The 19,344-nt window shown below is 55.7% G+C and carries 16 protein-coding genes; 10 read left to right on the top strand and 6 right to left on the bottom strand.

What is annotated here, in order from left to right; genetic code table 11:
* Window positions 1-261 precede the first annotated feature (261 nt).
* Window positions 262-1,530, top strand: coding sequence for a lipopolysaccharide biosynthesis protein (locus AC4D2M_RS06045; RefSeq protein WP_490890703.1), 1,269 nt, complete (start codon window positions 262-264; stop codon window positions 1,528-1,530).
* 191 nt (window positions 1,531-1,721) lie between these two features.
* Here the strand turns inward: AC4D2M_RS06045 and AC4D2M_RS06040 are convergent, their stop codons facing one another.
* Together AC4D2M_RS06040 and AC4D2M_RS06035 are read right to left on the bottom strand one after the other, a co-directional pair.
* Entirely contained in the window at window positions 1,722-2,843 is a 1,122-nt protein-coding gene (locus tag AC4D2M_RS06040) for a glycosyltransferase (RefSeq protein WP_490890702.1), read from the bottom strand.
* Window positions 2,840-3,256: a DapH/DapD/GlmU-related protein gene (locus AC4D2M_RS06035; RefSeq protein WP_490890942.1), complete on the bottom strand. Its 417-nt coding sequence runs from the start codon at window positions 3,254-3,256 to the stop codon at window positions 2,840-2,842. Before AC4D2M_RS06035 ends, AC4D2M_RS06040 begins: the two co-directional genes overlap by 4 nt.
* On the opposite strand from AC4D2M_RS06035, the gene AC4D2M_RS06030 reads away from it, so the two are divergent.
* A complete protein-coding gene (locus AC4D2M_RS06030; protein ID WP_490890953.1) occupies window positions 3,179-3,382 on the top strand; it encodes a hypothetical protein in 204 nt (67 codons plus the stop codon). The genes AC4D2M_RS06035 and AC4D2M_RS06030 overlap by 78 nt on opposite strands.
* Window positions 3,383-3,424: 42 nt before the next feature.
* Here AC4D2M_RS06030 and AC4D2M_RS06025 read toward each other — a convergent pair whose 3' ends face one another.
* A complete protein-coding gene (locus AC4D2M_RS06025) occupies window positions 3,425-4,303 on the bottom strand; it encodes a beta-1,6-N-acetylglucosaminyltransferase (protein WP_490890701.1) in 879 nt (292 codons plus the stop codon).
* A gap of 229 nt (window positions 4,304-4,532) precedes the next feature.
* Complete coding sequence (gene wzy, locus AC4D2M_RS06020) at window positions 4,533-5,963, bottom strand: O-antigen polysaccharide polymerase Wzy (RefSeq protein WP_490890941.1); 1,431 nt, start codon at window positions 5,961-5,963, stop codon at window positions 4,533-4,535.
* Window positions 5,964-6,361: 398 nt separating this feature from the next.
* Here wzy and AC4D2M_RS06015 point away from each other — a divergent pair, with 398 nt between their 5' ends.
* The 8 genes from AC4D2M_RS06015 to AC4D2M_RS05980 all read left to right on the top strand — a co-directional run bounded on the left by AC4D2M_RS06015 (window position 6,362) and on the right by AC4D2M_RS05980 (window position 16,683).
* Window positions 6,362-7,483, top strand: a complete 1,122-nt coding sequence (locus AC4D2M_RS06015) for a glycosyltransferase (protein WP_490890940.1) — start codon at window positions 6,362-6,364, stop codon at window positions 7,481-7,483.
* A 20-nt stretch (window positions 7,484-7,503) separates the two neighbouring features.
* A complete protein-coding gene (locus AC4D2M_RS06010) occupies window positions 7,504-8,826 on the top strand; it encodes a glycosyltransferase (RefSeq protein WP_490890939.1) in 1,323 nt (440 codons plus the stop codon).
* Entirely contained in the window at window positions 8,819-9,847 is a 1,029-nt protein-coding gene (gene gmd, locus AC4D2M_RS06005) for a GDP-mannose 4,6-dehydratase (RefSeq protein ID WP_490890700.1), read from the top strand. The genes AC4D2M_RS06010 and gmd overlap by 8 nt, the downstream gene beginning before the upstream one ends.
* Complete coding sequence (locus AC4D2M_RS06000; protein ID WP_490890699.1) at window positions 9,848-10,852, top strand: GDP-L-fucose synthase family protein; 1,005 nt, start codon at window positions 9,848-9,850, stop codon at window positions 10,850-10,852.
* Window positions 10,853-10,954: 102 nt separating this feature from the next.
* Window positions 10,955-12,424 carry a tyrosine-protein kinase domain-containing protein gene (locus tag AC4D2M_RS05995; RefSeq protein ID WP_490890698.1) on the top strand — a complete coding sequence of 490 codons (1,470 nt, stop codon included), beginning with the start codon at window positions 10,955-10,957 and terminating at the stop codon, window positions 12,422-12,424.
* Between the two features lie 48 nt (window positions 12,425-12,472).
* Window positions 12,473-13,918 carry a sugar transferase gene (locus tag AC4D2M_RS05990; RefSeq protein WP_490890938.1) on the top strand — a complete coding sequence of 482 codons (1,446 nt, stop codon included), beginning with the start codon at window positions 12,473-12,475 and terminating at the stop codon, window positions 13,916-13,918.
* Window positions 13,919-14,031: 113 nt separating this feature from the next.
* Window positions 14,032-15,828 (top strand): DUF4012 domain-containing protein, encoded by a 1,797-nt coding sequence (locus tag AC4D2M_RS05985; protein ID WP_490890697.1) that lies wholly within the window; start codon window positions 14,032-14,034, stop codon window positions 15,826-15,828.
* 243 nt (window positions 15,829-16,071) lie between these two features.
* On the top strand, window positions 16,072-16,683 hold the full coding sequence (locus tag AC4D2M_RS05980; RefSeq protein WP_490890696.1) for an LPXTG cell wall anchor domain-containing protein: 612 nt from the start codon (window positions 16,072-16,074) through the stop codon (window positions 16,681-16,683).
* A gap of 147 nt (window positions 16,684-16,830) precedes the next feature.
* Here AC4D2M_RS05980 and AC4D2M_RS05975 read toward each other — a convergent pair whose 3' ends face one another.
* Window positions 16,831-17,811 carry a ribose-phosphate diphosphokinase gene (locus tag AC4D2M_RS05975; protein ID WP_490890695.1) on the bottom strand — a complete coding sequence of 327 codons (981 nt, stop codon included), beginning with the start codon at window positions 17,809-17,811 and terminating at the stop codon, window positions 16,831-16,833.
* A complete protein-coding gene (gene glmU, locus AC4D2M_RS05970; protein WP_490890694.1) occupies window positions 17,808-19,340 on the bottom strand; it encodes a bifunctional UDP-N-acetylglucosamine diphosphorylase/glucosamine-1-phosphate N-acetyltransferase GlmU in 1,533 nt (510 codons plus the stop codon). The genes AC4D2M_RS05975 and glmU overlap by 4 nt, the downstream gene beginning before the upstream one ends.
* Window positions 19,341-19,344 lie beyond the last annotated feature (4 nt).

Here is a 19,344-nt window from a genome sequence, read left to right as displayed (position 1 = left end):
CCATCAGACAGATCACGGTGAAGCAGGTCTCTAACGGCTCTCTGGTCCAAGTTTGCATTTCGGTTCAGGCACGCTCGATCCGCGGCCCGCAGCGCTCAACTGTCTTGCTTCTTTTGGTGAAGAGTTCTCTCTCTACGCCCGTTGAATAAACCCGCTCTGGCTCCTCGCCCATCCGATCAAGCACGACCTTCTGGCATAGACCGGAGCCTTCGGCCGATTGCGGTTACAAAGGATCGCCAGATACTGCAAGCAAGGAGAACCGTGAACTGGCAACGTATGAAACGTATTGCTCCCTTCATGAAGTCCTCATTGAAGCATCTCGGTACTCAGGGTACAGCCATGTGTCTTTCGTTTGTCTCCGGCATCCTGCTAGTACGCTCGCTCGAAAAACAGGAATATGCCTATTACGCGGTGGCTATATCTCTTAGCGCAGCGGTTGTTCTCGTTGCGGACGCTGGAGTGGCATCCTTCATGATGTCGAAGGGCGGTTCGGCACAGAAAGATAAGGAACGACTCGGTCAGATTCTGGCGACGGCTATGCGGTTTAGGTGGCACATAAGCCTCCCACTGATATTGGCCGGAACAGCCATCATCGTGTTGTTATTAATCCAGACTGGACAGCAAGTATTTCCTGCGTGTGTCACCGGATTGATAGTGTGCTGCACCCTCTACCTTATGAATAGGAGTGGATTCCTCCAAGCGATTCATCGGCTGAATTACAACTTCAAGCTTCTTAGGAACGTAACACTATTACAGTCACTATTACGTCTATTGCTAGTGGCCGCCGTGATCCTGCTCATTGGAATGAACATTTATGCCGCCCTAGTCATTGGGTTGATTGCAACTTTGGTGGCTAATCTCATCTTCTCTCGCTCGTTGGGGCTTACGGTAAGAGCGCCAGACCCGCGAGCGGACGACTGGACAGCATTGAGGAGAAGCGCCCATAGAACGTTACCCATGACGCTTCTGCTAGTTGCATCTGAGCAGTCGGTGATTCTGATTCTGTCGATCTGGGGCACACCTGAATCTATCGCTGAAGTCTCGGCGCTAGCTAGATTCGGTGTCGTCTTTACGGCACTCAATCTGTTGGTGAACGACATGGCAGCTCCCATCATCGCGCGCATGATTTCTAGTAGACGTAAGCTAACGAACAGTTTCATAGCCATACTGGGCACTTACGCCTTAGTCGCTGTCTTGATTGTAACGACTGCGCATATCGCTGCTCCGATATTGCTGTCTCTGCTAGGTGAGCAATACGCGTCACTAGAGCGCCCGATGACCATCATCATCGCGGGCCAGGCGATCCTCAACCTCGCGCATGCCTTCGGCTACTTGAATCAAGCGCGCGGGTGGCTGAGGCACTCCTGGATCTACATTCCATTCATAGGAATCTGGGCTACAGCCTGCGTGGCTCTGATTGACGTCACCGAGCCTGATGGGGCTGCCCTTCTGATGGCTTCACACTCATTGCCAACTCTGGCAGTCCAGGTAGTGCGTTTCTTTGGCGGAGTAACGAGCCACTCGAAGTGAAAGCTTCTGCTGTTCAGGTCTAGATATTAAGGGATACCTTTCTGGCGTTCGCCTCTAAATCTAAATTCACTCCCTTTCCCCGACTAGCGTCGATCCGCCATGCCACCATCGGCCTTCATCATGATGTCGGCTATCCACAAACAACGATCCCGCCGATCAGTACGGTTCCAATCGGTTCCCGGCGCCAAGCGTCAACCGCGTACCTCTGCATACGTCTGTTCAAGTTTTGCACCGACGGCACTCATGCTAAACATAGATGTGGCGGTTTCTCTCGCTTTCTGCCCCGTGCGGCCTAACTTATCCGCGTCCAGAATGTAACTTCGAGCGGCCTCTACAAGGGATTCCAAAGAAGAATCCACAACTGTTCCGGACTCGGTCGCCTCAATTGTGGGCGCCAGTCCACACGAGTCTGTGACTATGACAGGCTTACCAAGTGACATAGCTTCAAGGACGCTCATCGGATATGGCTCATTCACTGAGGGCAAAACAAGCACCGACGTTTGCGCAATTCGCTCCAGGGTGCGTTCGGGTGAAAGCCCGCCCTCCCAATTGATAGATCTGGATGTATCAGCACGAAGAACGGATGTCACGAGAGAGCCTTGGCCCTCGTCCGGTCCAACCAAACTGAAGCGCACATGCGGAAACTCATGCAATAGCCTTTTAGCCATTTCAACGAAGAGCATCGGACGCTTACGCTCCTGCAAACGCGCAAGAAACAGGAACTCGAAGGCAGCCTCCGCTGGAGGATCTGCAGGGAGCGGGGAGAGCGGCACGCCGTTTCCGAGTTGTTCGAGCCGCAGATCCCTCCCTCCAACATCATTCAAACCTTCTCTCTCTTCCGAAGTTAGATAGAAGATACGGGCAGCCCCGCTCAGATTCGGCTTTGTCATCATCATATCCGTCAGAGGCGCAAGCGGGTTTTGAGTTGGCCCGACCATGCCGTGCGTTTGCAATACGTAGGACACCCGCGATTTGCGGGCCATCCGCACCGCGGGCAAAGTTATCAAATCACGAGACATGTGGACGTGAACTAGGTCGAATTCGTGCAGCCTTCGCTTAAGCCATGCTCGCATGGTGGCTGAATTCACACTAGGAAATCCGATAGATGGCAGTGGAGGTGAGGCGCGAAAAAGAGTCAGCGGAACGCCCTCCTGGCTCTTAGGCAGGTGCGAGTCGAAACCGATAGAACCGGCTGCGAGGGTGACATCGTGACCGCGGCTCAGTAACTCTCTACTTTGATTGATTGCAACCCTTATCGGCCCACCGTAGGCACCATCCGGAGAGACGAGAGTTGCAATCTGAAGAATTTTCATTCGCGGATCCCTTTCATGTCACCAGTCGCGGCCAGTATCACAGTCTGAGAAGGAACATCCTTGTATGCCAGAGCCATCGCTCCCACTATTGCCCCTTCCCCTACTGTGACTCCTCGCAAGACACAGGCACGCGCGGCAACCCAAGCTTCGTCACGAATCACGATAGGGCCGTTGTCAAACTCAAATGTCGGAGACTTCGGGTCATGGCTTCCTGCGCAAAGCAGAACCTCCTGAGAGACGCAGACGTTCTTTCCTATCCGTATCGGCTCTAAATTCAATAGCCAAGCTCTAACACCAATCCAAGAATTATCGCCAATGGACAGCTTCCAAGGCCAATGGATATCAACGCCGTGTCGTATCAGAACGTTGGCGCCGATATTGGCGCCAAAAGCCTTGAGTATTATGACGCGCAATCTACTGGGACACCAAACACTTCTAAACAATGGACTCGCCAGGAAAACCCAGAGGAACTGGACAGGCTTGCCTCTCTCTTTGTCATACCCAACTCCTTTGAAGCTGGCCAAGTCTCTCCTCATTGATTGCAAGTTGCTAGGCCTCCGACCGAACGATATTGATATTCACTACAAACGCTCATCAATCATCTCGAGCAAGTCAGCACTCGCAGTGGAATGAACCTTTCGAATGAAGTACGCTCCTTGATCAATGGCGGCCGTTAAGTCTGTCCCTGATATCCATCCATTCATTCCAGCTCGCAGATAGTGGAAGTTTGGAATTTCTGAGACTTCCGAGATATAAATACGCTCAGGGCTACCGAGTTTGGTCGAACTGGCCCATTCGGAATTGTGAACGAAGGTTTGAATGGCCATCTCATCAGGAGCGAAGGAGTTCTTGAAGATCTTATAGCCGGGGGAGGAGAGTGCTTCGATGGCTGCACTCATGCACGCCGCCGTGAGTGCCATCCACTGCGATCCGGCCACGACGTCCAGGTCAGTTCTTCTCCGCGGACATTGGGTGAGCTTCTTGAGGAGGTTGCGACACACGCGTCGAGAAAGTTGCCCTCCAACCGGGAGGCGCAGATCGAACCAGTGGCGAGCTTCGATCCTATGAAGATGTTCCACCCCTTGTTTAGCTAGCCGATAAGCTCGACAGTGTTCCGTCCAACTGGCGGTCTCAAGATACTCGCTGAATTCATTCAGAGGTCGTACGGGGTAACAGTGACCTGAAAGGAAAACTATATGATCGCTGTCCGATGACTGCTCTAGGATCACCTTGGCGGCTGAGATCATGGCCTTCAGCACGGAGAATCCACCCCAGTTGACGTCATAACGCTCGTCGACGAACGTCATGTGTGCCAGTGTCCCCTCGTCAATGTTGCGGACATACGCATCAATATCGACAGCGCGATCGAGATGAACCACAAGTCGATGCGGAGCGAGCGTCTGAGCAAGCCTTTCCAACATTTTTGGGTCATCGTGAGCTAGTACAGCGAAAGAAATCATTTTGAAAGATCCTTACTCAGCAGGGCGACGGCACCCTGACAAGATCCAGAATAGGTCAACGGGTTCGAGGCAGCTTCACTTGGTGGATTTGCGTGGTGTGCCCCAGGAGTACTTCAAGCACGACACTTCCGCCACATCCTCATGTACGCGAACGCGGCATCAGGATCACCATGGAGGACCCGCCGGCGACTGCAACTCCGAATGTCCCGGTCGCCTATATAGTCGATCGTTAGACCGATGCGGAACTATGCTTCCGGCTTCCTGGCGGTACGAGGAGTCGCGCCACTGCCAGAACTAAGATAACAGGCAACAACGGAATCAGTAGTCTCTGCAGGTCGAAGGACAGACTTCCTCGCATAAGTGGGAAAATATAGGACGCAACCATTATCAGGACGAAAGTGCTGTAGACGTCAGCCCGATGTTCCGTCCAAGACGACAATCGAGACAACAAGTAGCCGAACACAAAGCCGACGAGGACAACTCCACCCACACCGAAATTCAAATAGGGTTCACTGTAGATGCCGAAGGAGAAGCCCGTACCTTGAGAATATGTTACGGGAAACAGTACTTCGTTCAGAATCTGATCGACCGACTCAGGCTTTTCGCTCCAAATAACTCGGGGCACGAAGCTCGAAACCAGCGTTAAGTACGTCTCACCCCAACGCAGCTGAAGAAGACCATCAGCCTGCGCCGCGATCTGTAATGTAAAAGCATCTATCATCGCGGTATCCAATCCCCCAAAAAAATCACCGAACAAAGCCTCGGAAGTAAGAGAGTCACTGAAAGATTGTTCGAGACTCCCCCCCGTTGACAGGTCGGTACGCCAGATTCTCGGTGCGATGAACAGTCCTACGTAAGCAAGTGGCAGCCACAATAAAACCCTGCTCGGCTTCAGCACGGAGGGCGAAACGATATAGGCAACATACAAGAGGCTAATGGCGATAGGAATAAATATCGATCGACTTCCAGAAGCAAGATTGGGCAGGATCGCGACCACCAAGAGCGTGAGACTAGCAATCCGTAGTAGGGGTCGGTGGGACAGGCTGGCTTGGAGATAGATCAGGATTAGTGCCCCGAAAGCGAACTGCAATCCGGAATAGAAATAGGCACTCGTGCCGTCAATCAACGAACGTGAAGCCTCGTTACGGCCGGCGCTTAGGCTTGAAACGAAGTTCGAGAAACCAATCTGCGCAACGTACACCGAATAGAGAAGAAAGCCTACTAATACTATGAGGAACACAGGCAGTCGGATCGACTTCCACTCCCTGCTGGAATATGGGTGAACTGTTCCTCCAACCAGAACCTTGTTGTCGGACTTTCCCGCACAAATCCACCCGACAGATATCGCTACAATGCCGACTCCAGCCATAATCTGCGCTGTGAGATACGACTCCCCTAATAGACCCCTGCCGAAGATGTTCGTTGAGTCTTGAAACGCTACAGAATATGCCGGACGAGCAACGAATAGCAGTATTTGACAGTATGCCACCAGCGCTATTAGGGACAGTGGATGTATAGGTCCGCTGTGGAAACGAACAAGGAATAATGCGAACGCGGTGCATACACACGCTATGGAGAGGCCGAGAACCGTTATTCCACCGTCGTCGGAATAACGAACGACGAATAAAACGGCGAGTATGGCTACCGCTACTCCACCCATCAAGGTTGCGGGATGGACGGTACCATCAACTTTCCCGTGTCGATCGAACGGTTCTGCTATCCGACGCAACGCGACCAGCCCCTGCCGTTTGAGACATACCTCTGTGACGATCCCTAACTCTGCCCCTCCAACTGCGATGAAGAAGTCTCGGCTGATTCTAGCGGACCTCCCACCAAACATGCTCTCAGGCACTCATCAATTTCGATATTTTGCGCCATGTATGCTCCAGGTCACTCAAGCAGTTCGTTTCCTGTGTGGTGGATCTCTCCACTTGGCGCGGCGGGTAGGATCGCCTAGAGCAAATTTGTTTGGATAGCATCACGCGAGCAAGGAGCGAGCGATTGAAAAGCGCGGTATATGCCACCAACGTATTTCACTACGACCATGTGCTATCAGCCATGCAGGACGTATTTAATCCTGTTACATTGATACGTCGCGCGGAGCCAACTCCGAGAACAATTGGTCGAATGCGCAAGATGCGATTCCCGGAACGGCTTGTGCACGTCCTTGAGCGGCGAGTACGCGAGAAGTCAGATTTGCCTGACAAGGTCAGGTCTATAGGCCCTGCTGGTTTTCTATCGCCTCTTTCAGTGCGTATCGGACGTCCAGTTTTACCCAATCAGACTAGAGTCGTCTCAGACTTGATTGCCGCACGGGTCGCTCGCTTCTCCGCCGACTCAGACGTACTGCATTTCACGGAAGGTTTAGGTCATCATGCGCTTTCGCGAAATTCACACGCGTTCACAATATGTGAAAGACGGGCCCATCACCATAACGTATATGAGCAAGAGATTGATGTCCTGCTAGATTTCCCAGGGAATGGTCGACCGGATCCACTAGGGGACATCCTCGAGTATGAGTATTCTCAATCCAGTCGCATATTAGTTTACTCCGAGGCATCCAAACGAAGTTTTATCGGCAGAGGTTATGCACCAGAGAAGATAATGGTGTCACCAATTGGAATCAACATAACACTGCCTCGGCTACAAATGGAACGAGATCCCTACCAGTTGGCCTTCGTCGGTCGCGGAGATGCGTTCAAGGGCCTTGATTTAGCAGTAGCGACGCGTCGCTCATTGGGCGGTCGCTTCCGTTTGAAGGTGGCTGGCGTCATGAGTGCAGAGGTCGTGTCCTGGCTGAAGAGGCAGCAAGGAGTCGACTATTTGGGAATACTCAACGCCGTAGAACTACGGGAGGTTTATTCGACCTCTAGCGCACTCCTGCTTCCTTCCCAGGAGTCCTTTGGACTCGCCGCTGCAGAAGCGGCTTACCACGGTCTGCCGATTATTTGCACGCCCGAAACCGGAATCGCCGAGTACCTACCTGATGCAATGTGCACCGTTATACTTGGGCGCGATCCATCTGTCTGGGCGGAAGCCGTCAACCGGAAATTATCTGAGGTGAAGGCTGCAGCATCGGATGACTCAACGTCTATCGACGATGCTTTCCTAGCCTTGTCTTGGTCCGCAGCCTCTTCAAAGTTGGAGGCCCACTACAGATCCCTGACTATGGTCGAATAGACCCACTCCCGGATTTCCAGTTGAAATGTAGAGAAGAATTGAAACCCCCACTTCGAGTAACGATAATTGGTCTCAACTACTGGCCAGAACCGACGGGTATTGCCCCGTACACCACCCGACTATCAGAGCGATTGGCCGCTGAGGGCCACGAAATTCGCGTGATCACCGGATACCCGCATTACCCGGAGTGGAAGCTTCGCGAGGGGTATAAAGGTTGGCAGAAGCAGGAAGTAATTAGAGACGTACCAGTGAAGCGGCTTCGCCACTTTATTCCTAAGCGTGTAAACGCGTTACACCGACTGCATCTTGAGTTTAGCTTCGGTGCGCGGCTATTGTTTGCCCGCTGGGACAAGCCAGATGTGGTCCTGGTTGTTACGCCGGCTCTATTTGCGAGCGCCTTCGTTTTGATGAGGGCCCGTTTAGGTCTTCGTCACCCTGCAACAGGCGTGTGGGTGCAAGACATTTACAGCCGTGGGTTGGCTGAGATGAATGAGGAGGGCTCTACCCTCGCGCGAATTATGCGGAATGTTGAAGGACTGATCTTGCGATCAGCCACAAAGGTGGCAGTTATCCATGATCGATTCAAGCGTTACCTCGTATCATCTTTAGGTGTGCGTGACAGCGATATCGTGGTTATCCGAAATTGGACACACCTGGGCAAGTCGAAGTCTGTGGATCGTGCAGCTGTGCGCGGTCGATGGGGTTGGAAGGATGATGATGTTGTCGTGCTCCACGCGGGAAATATCGGAGCCAAACAATCGCTTGAGAATGTCGTAGAGGCCGCCCGGTTAGCTGATGCTCGCGCATCGCGTGTCCGATTTGTTCTACTCGGGGACGGGAATCAGCGCAAGCGGATTCGAGAACTCGCAGAGGGAGTCGAACGGATACAGTTCATTGACCCACTACCTGATGCGGATTTCGAAGCTACTCTCGCGTCAGCAGACGTGCTGCTTGTAAACGAGATGGTCGGACTGAAAGAAATGGCGGTTCCCAGTAAACTGACCTCCTACTTCTCGACGGGCTTGCCCGTCATAGCCGCTACCGATCGTGACAGCACAACAGCGGCAGAGATCGCGTTCGCTCGCGGAGGAATGCGCGTGGAACCTGATGCTCCCGACGCCCTACTCGAAACGGCTGAGCGGCTGGGCGGGGACTCGGCCCTTTCTCAGACGCTTGGGAAAGCGGGTGTTCACTACGCTGAAAATACTCTGTCTCAGGAGGCGGCTATAATTCAGTACAGTGCTTGGCTGCGGGAACTTGCTGCGACAAGACGGAATGCTGGACGAAGTACCGGCAATCTCTTCATCAGGAAACAACGGAGCAGGGGGATCCGCGTTGACTAAGCGCGCTTTCATCACCGGAATCACGGGTCAAGACGGATCATATCTAGCAGAGTTGTTGCTGCGGAAGGGCTACGAGGTACACGGGCTCATACGACGCGCTTCCACATTCAACACCGCTCGGATTGACCATCTGTATGTTGATCCGCACGACCCGAAGGCAAATCTATTCCTGCACTACGGCGACCTGAGTGATGGAGCGCGTCTAGTCACTCTGCTCGCGGACATCAGACCCACCGAAGTGTACAATCTGGCTGCGCAGTCACACGTGCGCGTTTCGTTTGAAGAACCTGAGCACACCGGTGATACAACGGGCATGGGTTCCATCCGAATTCTTGAGGCAGTGCGCATGGCTGGCATCGACACTCGCTTCTATCAGGCATCCTCTTCGGAGATGTTCGGTGCCACGCCCCCACCCCAAGATGAAGATACTCCGTTCTACCCTCGCTCCCCCTACGGCGCAGCGAAGGTTTACAGCTACTGGGTTACCAAAAACTATCGCGAGGCCTACGGCATGTTCGCCGTGAACGGCATCCTGTTCAACCATGAATCACCGCGACGCGGTGAGACTTTCGTGACTCGTAAGATCACTCGTGCAGTCGCCGCTATCAAGGCCGGAAAGCAGGACGACCTCTACATGGGCAACCTCGATGCCGTACGTGACTGGGGTTACGCGGCGGAGTACGTCGAAGGGATGTGGCGCATGCTCCAGGTCGATGAACCTGATGATTTCGTGCTGGCCACCGGGGCGGGCTATTCCGTTCGCGATTTTCTGCAGGTGTCCTTCGAACACGCTGGATTGAACTGGGAAGACCACGTCAAGTTCGACGAGCGTTATCTTCGCCCCACGGAAGTGGACGCTCTGATCGGAGACGCCTCCAAGGCCCACGACAAGCTCGGTTGGAAGGCTACAGTCGAAACACCTGAACTTGCTCGGATCATGGTCGACGCCGACATCGAAGCTCTCAGGCACGCGGGTAATCACTGGATCGATGACGTCCAGCTGGGAACTTGGGAGAAATAAGTGTCCGTCAAAAACTTCAGCAGCACTAGCGCGGGAGATAATGTCGATTTCGTGTCGACCCCGCTCAATCGAAACTCCACCTTCTATGTGGCAGGGCATCGTGGTCTTGTTGGCTCAGCAATCTGGCGCCGGCTGGAGTCCGAGGGATTCACCGATCTTGTAGGACGCACTTCGTCGGAACTTGATCTAAAGGATCGCGACGCCGTTTTTGCTTTCTTCGCTGAAGTGAAACCGCGATATGTCGTTCTTGCGGCTGCCAAGGTGGGTGGCATTCTAGCCAACAACACTTATCCCGTCGACTTTCTGAGCGATAACCTCCAGATACAGCTGAACGTGCTGGATGCCGCGCGCATACAGGGAGTGGAACGTCTTCTTTTTCTGGGATCATCGTGCATCTATCCCAAGCTTGCTGCCCAACCGATCAAGGAACAATACCTCCTCACCGGCCATCTAGAGCCTACAAACGACTCCTATGCGATAGCGAAGATCGCTGGAATCATGCATATCCAGGCAATTCGTAGGCAATACGGGCTACCCTGGATTTCGGCCATGCCCACCAACCTCTATGGGCCCGGAGACAACTTCTCTCCAGAAGGCTCTCACGTGCTCCCAGCCTTAATTAGACGCTATGACGAAGCTGTTCGAAACGGCACTCGAACCGTCACAAACTGGGGAACGGGCACGCCAAGGCGGGAGTTTCTTCACGTTGATGACATGGCGGCAGCATGTTTGCATCTGCTAGAAAACTACGATGGTCCGGATCAGGTGAATGTCGGCACAGGTACCGACGTGACCATCAAAGAGCTAGCTGAAATGGTCGCAGAAGCGGTCGGTTACGATGGCGCGATGGAATGGGATACTTCCAAGCCGGACGGTTCACCCCAGAAGTTGCTTGATATATCCGAGTTGACCAAGGCCGGCTGGAAAGCCCAAATCGGACTCGACCAGGGTATCAAGCACACGGTCCAGTGGTTCCGTACCAATTCAGGGAAAATTCGAGGCTAGACCTTACGTCGGGATGACCTCCTCAGTCAGACGTCGTCCCGATCCCGAAAACGAAGTGCTGTAACAAGACAGCCACTTGTCTCTTTTAGGAAGGTCTCGACGTTGGAGCTGACAGATTACCTGAGAGTGCTCCGCCGCAATTGGATTCTGATTACGGCGTGCACTGTACTAGGGGTATTGGCCGCGGGGGTGTTCTCTATCAGCATCACCCCCACTTATACCGCGCAGACTAGGCTTTTCGCCGCTACCCAGAATTCGGGATCCGTTGCAGAGTTGCAGCAGGGAAACTCGTTCACACAAGCCCGAGTGCAGTCATACGCTGAAACAGCTGGGACTCCCCTTGTCCTTCAGCCGGTCGTTGACAGCTTAGGTCTAGAGATGACCCCAGCGGAGCTCGCGCAAGATATTAGCGCCAGCACGGACGTCAACACCGTACTCCTCACAATTACAGCCTCCGATCCATCTCCCGTTCAGGCGGCAGCGATAGCGCAAGCCGTAGCGGATAGCCTGGTAGAGACGATTGAGGATCTAGAAACCACCGCCGAGGACGGCGCGTCGCCCGTGAAGCTCTCTGTGGTAACCCCCGCAACCGCTCCTTCGGCGCCATCAGCGCCGAACACGCGATTGAACCTCGCGCTCGGACTGGTGTTAGGGCTCATGGTTGGCCTCGCCGCAGCATTGCTGCGAACGACGCTCGACACGCGGCTGAGAGGGGAGGCCGATCTCCGCAGGGTAACCGAAGCGCCGATCCTTGGGGGAATAGCCTTTGATAGTGACGCGACAAAGAAACCGTTACTGACACAGGCTCCAGCTCAAAGTCCTCGCGCCGAATCGTTCCGTCAGATCCGTACCAACCTCCAGTTCTCGCACGTGAGTCACGCTTCGAAAACTGTGCTAGTTACTTCCTCCCTCCCTGGCGAAGGAAAGAGCACGACAGCTGTTAATCTAGCCATCGCTATTGCTCAGTCAGGCCAGTCCGTTGTGTTGATTGATGCAGACCTTCGCCGACCGCGAGTGAATGAGTATCTTGGCTTGGAGCGTAATGCTGGCCTCACCACAGCTCTAATTGGCCGGGCAGACGTGAGAGATTTGCTACAACCCTGGGGCGAACATGAGTTGTACGTTCTCACCTCAGGACAGATTCCTCCAAACCCGAGCGAGCTTCTGGGGTCGAAGCCGATGAAGGAACTCATCGCCGGGTTGGAGGAAATGTTCGACTCGGTCATCATCGACGCACCTCCGCTCCTTCCGGTCACCGACGCAGCTGTGCTGGCCCAACAGGTCGGCGGGGTAGTTATGGTCATTGGATCCTCCAAAGTGAAGCTCCCCGATGTGCAAAAGTCCCTTGCATCGCTGGAAATGGTGGGCGCTGATGTCCTGGGCGTAGTTCTGAATCTCCTGCCGACGAAGGGCCCGGACGCATACGCTTACAGTTACTACTCATATGAGTCGTCTGGCGCAAAGAGCAGCAGTGAGTTCGACAACAGAACCGAGTTAAGCGGGCAGCACAGCAACCGAGCTGCAAACGACTTCGATGAGATAGTGCTGCGCGCACGTCCTAACCGATCGTGACTGACAGCGTTGGGGGACGACTTGCTGCAGGAAGATAGCTCAGGTCGGGTGCTGGATAGGGGCAGCAGAGGGAACTGGTCTCTTCGCTATGCAAGGATCCTGGCTGTCGTCGATGCTTGCGTGGTTTTGTGGGCGACAGTCGGCGCACTTATCGTCCGTTTCGGAGTGCCCCAGACAGAGAATCTCGACCCTTCCAGCCAACCATATGTACTGCTCTCACTTGCCCTTGCGGCAGCTTGGTGGTTCATGCTGTACCTACTGGGTACGAGAGAGCCCCAAGTACTTGGTTACGGAACCGAGGAATACAAACGTGTATTGGAGGCCTCTCTCTGGCTTTTTGGCCTAGTGGCTATAGTGTCCTATGCGCTACAGTTCGACACAGCCCGAGGTTACGTGGGGGTTGCCCTACCCTCCGGCCTCGTCTTCCTGCTGCTCTCGCGAGTAATACTTCGAAAATTCCTGCACTTGGAGCGGGAATTGGGCAGGAGCAGCCAAAGCGTTCTAATCATTGGCGGACCTAGCAGCGCCGAGCACCTTGCACGCTCGTTCCGGGGGCAACCCATGGCCGGATATAAACCGGTGGGGGTTTACCTTCCCGGGACGCAGGAGAGCACCTGTCTAGCGACCGATCTAGACCTGCCGACGGTTGGGCGCGCCACTGAAGCGCAGGCCATCATCGACACAATTAGGAACTTTGGTCCTGACGCTGTGGCGCTCTCCGGTGGTGTCCAGCTTCCTCCTAAGACGATACGTGCGCTCGGGTGGGCACTTGCAGACCTGAACATCCGGCTCATTATGGTTCCTGCGTTGACCGACATCGCGGGACCACGCATCCACACACAGCCGGTGGCCGGACTCCCCCTGATTCACGTGTCCACGCCCAATCTTGAAAAAAGTCAGCGCTTCATGAAGAGGTTATTTGACGTTGTGGGCGCAGGTTTCATCCTCCTACTACTTTCCCCCTTATTGATTGCTGTAGGTGTTGCGGTTCGTATCGACAGCAATGGTCCAATTCTGTTTAGACAGGACCGGGTGGGTGCGGAGGGCGTCCGTTTTCAAATGCTGAAGTTTCGCTCAATGGTGGTGGATGCTGAGCAACAGCTTGAGAGTCTCCGCGCGAGCAGCGAAGGGAACCAAGTTCTGTTCAAAATGAAGAACGACCCCCGAATCACTCGGGTTGGAGCGTTCATTCGTCGGTTCAGCCTCGATGAGTTACCGCAGCTGTTCAACGTCCTGAACGGTTCGATGAGTCTGGTGGGACCACGCCCCCCGCTGCCATCCGAGGTTGAGAAATACGATACGCACGCCCATCGACGTCTTTTGGTTCGTCCAGGGATGACGGGTTTATGGCAAGTGAGTGGACGATCGTTGCTCTCATGGGATGACACGGTCCGGTTGGATCTGTACTACGTGGAGAACTGGTCTTTCACGGGTGATGTCGCCATCCTCCTGCGCACTTTTCGCGCAGTCATCAGCCGCCACGGCGCATACTAGGGAGAACGCAGTTCATGACTGAAAGTGCCGCCTCGGGCCTCACACGTTCTCGACCGCTTGATGGTCATGCGCCAGAGCGAAGCCCGCGTAGGACCAACCGCCACAAGCATGCCGTGCATTTCGTGCTTGCGCTTTGTGCGGTCCTGTTGATTGCCGCGCTTACTACGGCGTGGATCACATTTCGTGCACAACAGATCCATAGCAATCTCGGCGCCACCATGAAGCTCCTGCCACAACTACAAAGCGAGTTAACCGCCGGTGACGGTGACGCCGCCCAACGCACGCTTACAAAGTTGCGAGACCACACAGCTGAAGCCAGAAGTGCGGGGACTGATCCGGTGTGGAAAGCGGCCGGACTGCTTCCGTTGGTCGGCGTGAACTTCTCAGCAGTTACTGAGGTGTCAGTATCAGCAGATGACGTGGTCAACCGCGCGGTGGCGCCTATGCTAAATCACTTCGATTCTCTCGACTGGACTTCGCTCACCCCCGTAGATGGCCGAATCAATGTGGCCCCACTGCAAGAAATCGCCCCTAGCATTTCGGCAGCTGCGACAACGATCCAGCTCTCATATGACCGTTTGGCTGGCATCGATTCCGCCCGTTTGGCGCCCCAAGTTGCCGATCCGCTCGCACAAGCGACTGACTCCTTGAATGAGGCGCGCCAGGCCCTCAACGCGGCGTCATCTGCGGTCGAGCTGCTCCCCCCGATGCTCGGAGCCGAAGGTTCACGTAGCTACCTAGTACTCATTCAGAACAATGCTGAAATCCGTGCAACCGGCGGCATTCCTGGCGCGCTCGCTGTCATCACTGCGAGTAATGGTGAGATCAAGCTAACTACACAGGAAAGCGGCGCGGGATTGGGTACTTTCAGACCGCCCCTCCCAGTAGATCCTGCTCAGGAAGAGATCTATTCCAAACGCCTCGGCACGTTTATGCAGAGTGCCAACCTCACACCGGACTTCCCTACTGCCGCGCAGACAGCAAAGGCGATGTGGGAGCAACGCAATCGTGGTTCCACTATCGATGGAGTTATTGCCCTCGATCCGATAGTCCTGGCTAATATCCTGAGAGCGACGGGACCTGTGCAACTGGGAAACTTTGAAGAGCCTGCCGTTGCGGAACAGCTGTCCCGGACAACTCTTCCAACAGCGCTCACAACAGAGAACGTAGTTTCAACGCTGTTATCCGACGTCTACGCGGAAATCGAAGAGCCCAGTGTCCAAGACGCGTACTTCGCCTCCGTCGCAGGGAAAGTCTTCCGAGCTCTTTCTGATGGTGCGGGCGAGAGCGACCAACTAATTCAGGCGCTGATGAAGAGCTCAAAAGAGGGCCGTGTGTATGTGTGGTCCAATATCTCAGAAGAGCAAAATATCATTAAGAAGACCTCTTCCGCCGGTGCGGTCACGGGGTCCACGGTGGGGGGAGCATCATTCGGAGCGTATTTCAATGACGGAACTGGCGCAAAGATGGATTACTACGTCCGCCGTACTGTGCAACTAGATCAAAGCTGCACCGCAGACGGCTACCTCCAGTACACGTTGGTAGCTACCCTCGCCAACACAGCACCGGCGGACGCCGCAGAGTCGCTTCCTGCTTACGTCACGGGTGGAGGAGCGTTCGGCGTAGCACCGGGCACAGTGCAAACGAACTTCGTGGGATATGGCCCGGACCAGTCACGGCTACAGACGGCCAGAATAGACGGGGAATCGGTCCCGCTCGGGTCCTACCGTCACGGCGAACGCCCGGTGGGTATTGTGACCACCAGTCTTGAACCGGGGCAGTCCGCAACCGTGGAACTCGACTTCACAAACGTTGTACAGACCTCAGAGCCGGTCCTAGACGTCACGCCAACGATTCAGCCGATGAGCGAGGTAGTTTTGCCGCTGCAACGGGGCACCGCATGTGACTAGTCAGCAACGAGGACGTTAAGTCCGAGTTACATGTCCTTCTTTGTCACAGAACTTTTATAAGTCGGCGGAGTAATGAGGTAACGTCAACTGCGGAAACCCTTAGAACAACCTGCGGGTTCGGTGTGCAGGACGAATGCCGAACCTTGATAGGTTCTTTATAGGGCAGTTGGGGCTAGGGGAAATACATCTTCAGGTCGGTCACCGCTACAAGTCTGTCGCAAACACCTTAATTGGGGAGTCTCTATGAAAAAAATTATCGCAGCCGTGGCAATCGCCGGCTCACTCACCTTCGTCGGAGTCGGCGCCGCTCAAGCCGAGCGCTACCCGTCACCGGCTGTGCCCGGCTTCGTCACTGACGGAACCATCGCACCGGGCCAGAGCGTCGTATTCAGTAGCAACCAGGGGTTGTTCCGCGCTGGAGAGGTCATTGACATCGTCGTGGACTTTGTTCCCCGCGGACCCGGCGGAGCCGGTGCACCCGGTGGAGCGGGACGCGCCGGCGCTGCTCTGGGCGGCCCAATCCTCCCAATGGCAGTCGTTCTCAACGACACTGTTACCGCAGACGCTGAAGGGAACTTCTCCTATTCGGTGACTCTCGAAGAAGAAGGCACGTACAACCTCACCGCAACGGGCCGCGAGTCCGGTGCCACCGTCACTGCCACCGTTGTAGTCGAAGCCCCAGCAGCAACTGTAGGCGGCGGTACCACCGGATCCACTAGTGGAACCAACAGCGGACTAGCCAACACCGGCGTCGACTCGGCAATGCTCCTCTGGGGTGCGGCTGGCATCGGTGCTCTCGGCCTCGGCGCAGGAAGCATCTTCGTTGCACGCCGTCGCGCGGGCGCCGAAGCGTAAATAACAAAGCAAAATCGAAAGAACCGGTCGGAGCATTGCTCCAACCGGTTCTTTCGATTTTGTGGGTTCTCATTTCTTATGCGGAGGATTGAAAAGGCCGACCAGTTCCACGACTAGCCGACTCTCCGCTATGGTCCTTGCCCCTGCTCAGGTATTGCCGTCGAACAGGCTCGTCACCGAACCGTCATCAAACACCTCGCGGATGGCGCGCGCGATCAGCGGGGCGATAGACAGGACGGTAAGCTGCGGGAAGCGCTTCTCCGGGCCGATTGGGAGCGTATTGGTTACAACTACCTCGCGAGCACCGGACTCAGCCAGACGTCGTGCTGCGGGGTCCGAGAAGACAGCGTGCGTCGCGGCGATAATGACGTCCTTGGCACCCGCGTTCTTCAGGACAGCGACTGCACCTGAGATGGTTCCACCGGTGTCGATCATGTCGTCAATAAGCACGCAGGTACGGCCTTCAACCTGACCAACGACAGTCTTAGACACCGCCTGGTTTGGGACGGTCAAATCCCTGCTCTTATGGACGAACGCGAGCGGCGCTCCGCCCAGTCGCTCTGCCCACTGCTCAGCTACGCGCACACGACCGGTATCCGGTGAAACGACAGTGACGTTATCTGCGTCAACGCGCGTGCGGATGTAATCGGCGAGCAGCGGGATAGCCATGAGGTGGTCCACCGGACCGTCGAAGAACCCCTGGATCTGAGCGGTATGGAGATCCACCGACATGAGCCGATTGGCGCCGGCAGTCCTATAGAGGTCAGCAACCAGGCGAGCAGAAATGGGTTCCCTCCCACGGCCCTTCTTGTCCTGGCGGGCGTAAGGGTAGAACGGCGACACCACTGTAATGCGCTTGGCCGAAGCGCGCTTCAGGGAGTCCACCATGATCAACTGCTCCATCAGCCAATTGTTCAGCGGTGCAGGGTGTGCCTGAATCACGAATACGTCGGTGCCACGGACGCTTTCGCCAGACCTCACGTAGATCTCACCATTAGCGAAGTCGTAGGCCGAGATGGGCAGAAGCTCTGTGTCCAGAACCTGCGCAATCTCTTCCGCGAGCTCCGGATGGGCCCTGCCCGACGCAAGGACAAGTTTCTTTTCCCCGCGTGCCGTAATCTCGCTCATGAAGGATCGCTTTCTACCGTAGATGCAATTGAAGAGGAAGCTTTCGCTGCTGTGGCTGCCGCTGCCGTCCCGACGCGGTTCGTCTCGACCCAGCCATCCAGGTTGCGTTGTGGCGCAGCCGCGATGGCCAGCGCACCGGCAGGAACGTCCTTGCGCACAACGGCGCCCGCGCCTGTGTAGGCGCCGTCACCGATTGACACTGGTGCAACGAACACGGTGTTAGAGCCGGTCCGGACCTCGCTGCCGATAACGGTACGGTGCTTATTCACGCCGTCATAGTTAGCTGTAATGTTTCCGCACCCAATGTTGGTGTTCGCGCCAATTTCCGCATCGCCGGCATAGCCGAGATGCGACAGCTTGGACCCGCGACCGATCGTGACATTCTTGGTTTCATAGAAGGCGCCGATCTTGCCGGACTCCCCCAGCACCGTACCGGGGCGTAAAAAGGTGAACGGACCCACCGAAGCTCCAGCGCCGATCCGAGCGCCGCTACCGTGGGTTCGGACCACCTTCGCGCCCTCCTCGATCACCACGTCGGTGAGAGTGCAGTCGGGGCCGACCACGGCATCGCGGGCAACCTGCGTTGCTCCGTGGAGCTGGGTCCCAGGGAGGATAGTGACGTCCTCGTCGAGCTGAACGTCGACGTCGATCCATGTGCTGTTCGAGTCCACGACGGTCACGCCGGCTCGCATCCAGCGCTCGAGGGTGCGTCGGTTGAGCTCCGCGCCCAAGGCTGCGAGCTGCACCCGATCATTCGCACCCTCAACCTGCCAGCGGTCGGCTGAGACGACTGCTGCTACACGCCCGCCAGCATTCCGAGCGATTGAAGGAACGTCTGTCAGGTACATCTCGCCCTGCGCATTGTTCGAGTCGACATTGATGAGGCTTTCCCGAAGCACGCCAGCGTCGAACGCGTAGATACCGGAGTTTATCTCCTTGATCGCACGCTGATCTTCGGTGGCGTCCTTGTGTTCCACTATGCCAGTTACGGTGCCGTCTTCGGCACGGACGACGCGCCCGTAGCCGGTAGCATCGTCGAGGACAGCGGTCAGGATGGTCACCGCGTTACCGTCCTGCTCGTGAGTACGCACGAGTTCCTGCAGCGTTGAAGTGTCAAGCAGTGGAACATCGCCATAGGTAACCACTACTGTCCCTGCGACAGCAGACTGAGCGTCCAGGGCTTCCAGTGCGACCTGCACAGCGCGGCCGGTGCCAGGAACATTATCCTGGTCGACAATAAGAGCCCCGGCATCCAGTTCGGCAATGTGGGCGGAAACGCGGTCCCGCTCGTGGCGGACGACCACGGCAAGCTCCCGGGGGGCAAGCCCACGCGCGGCGGCTAAGGCGTGGCCCACCATGGAGGTGCCGCCAATGCGGTGGAGGATTTTGGGGGTCCGGGACTTCATTCGGGTCCCGGCTCCGGCTGCCAGAACTATCACTGCTGCAGGCGATGATTCCGCCTGATTGGACTGGTTCTCGTGGCTCACGAAGGGGGCCGCTCCTTGCCTGTCTCTGACGCCTGCTGGCATGCCG

This window comes from Arthrobacter sp. TJ-270 (genome assembly GCF_058269075.1).
Note: the sequence above shows the minus strand (reverse complement) of the source record. Positions and strands in the feature narration are given on the sequence as shown.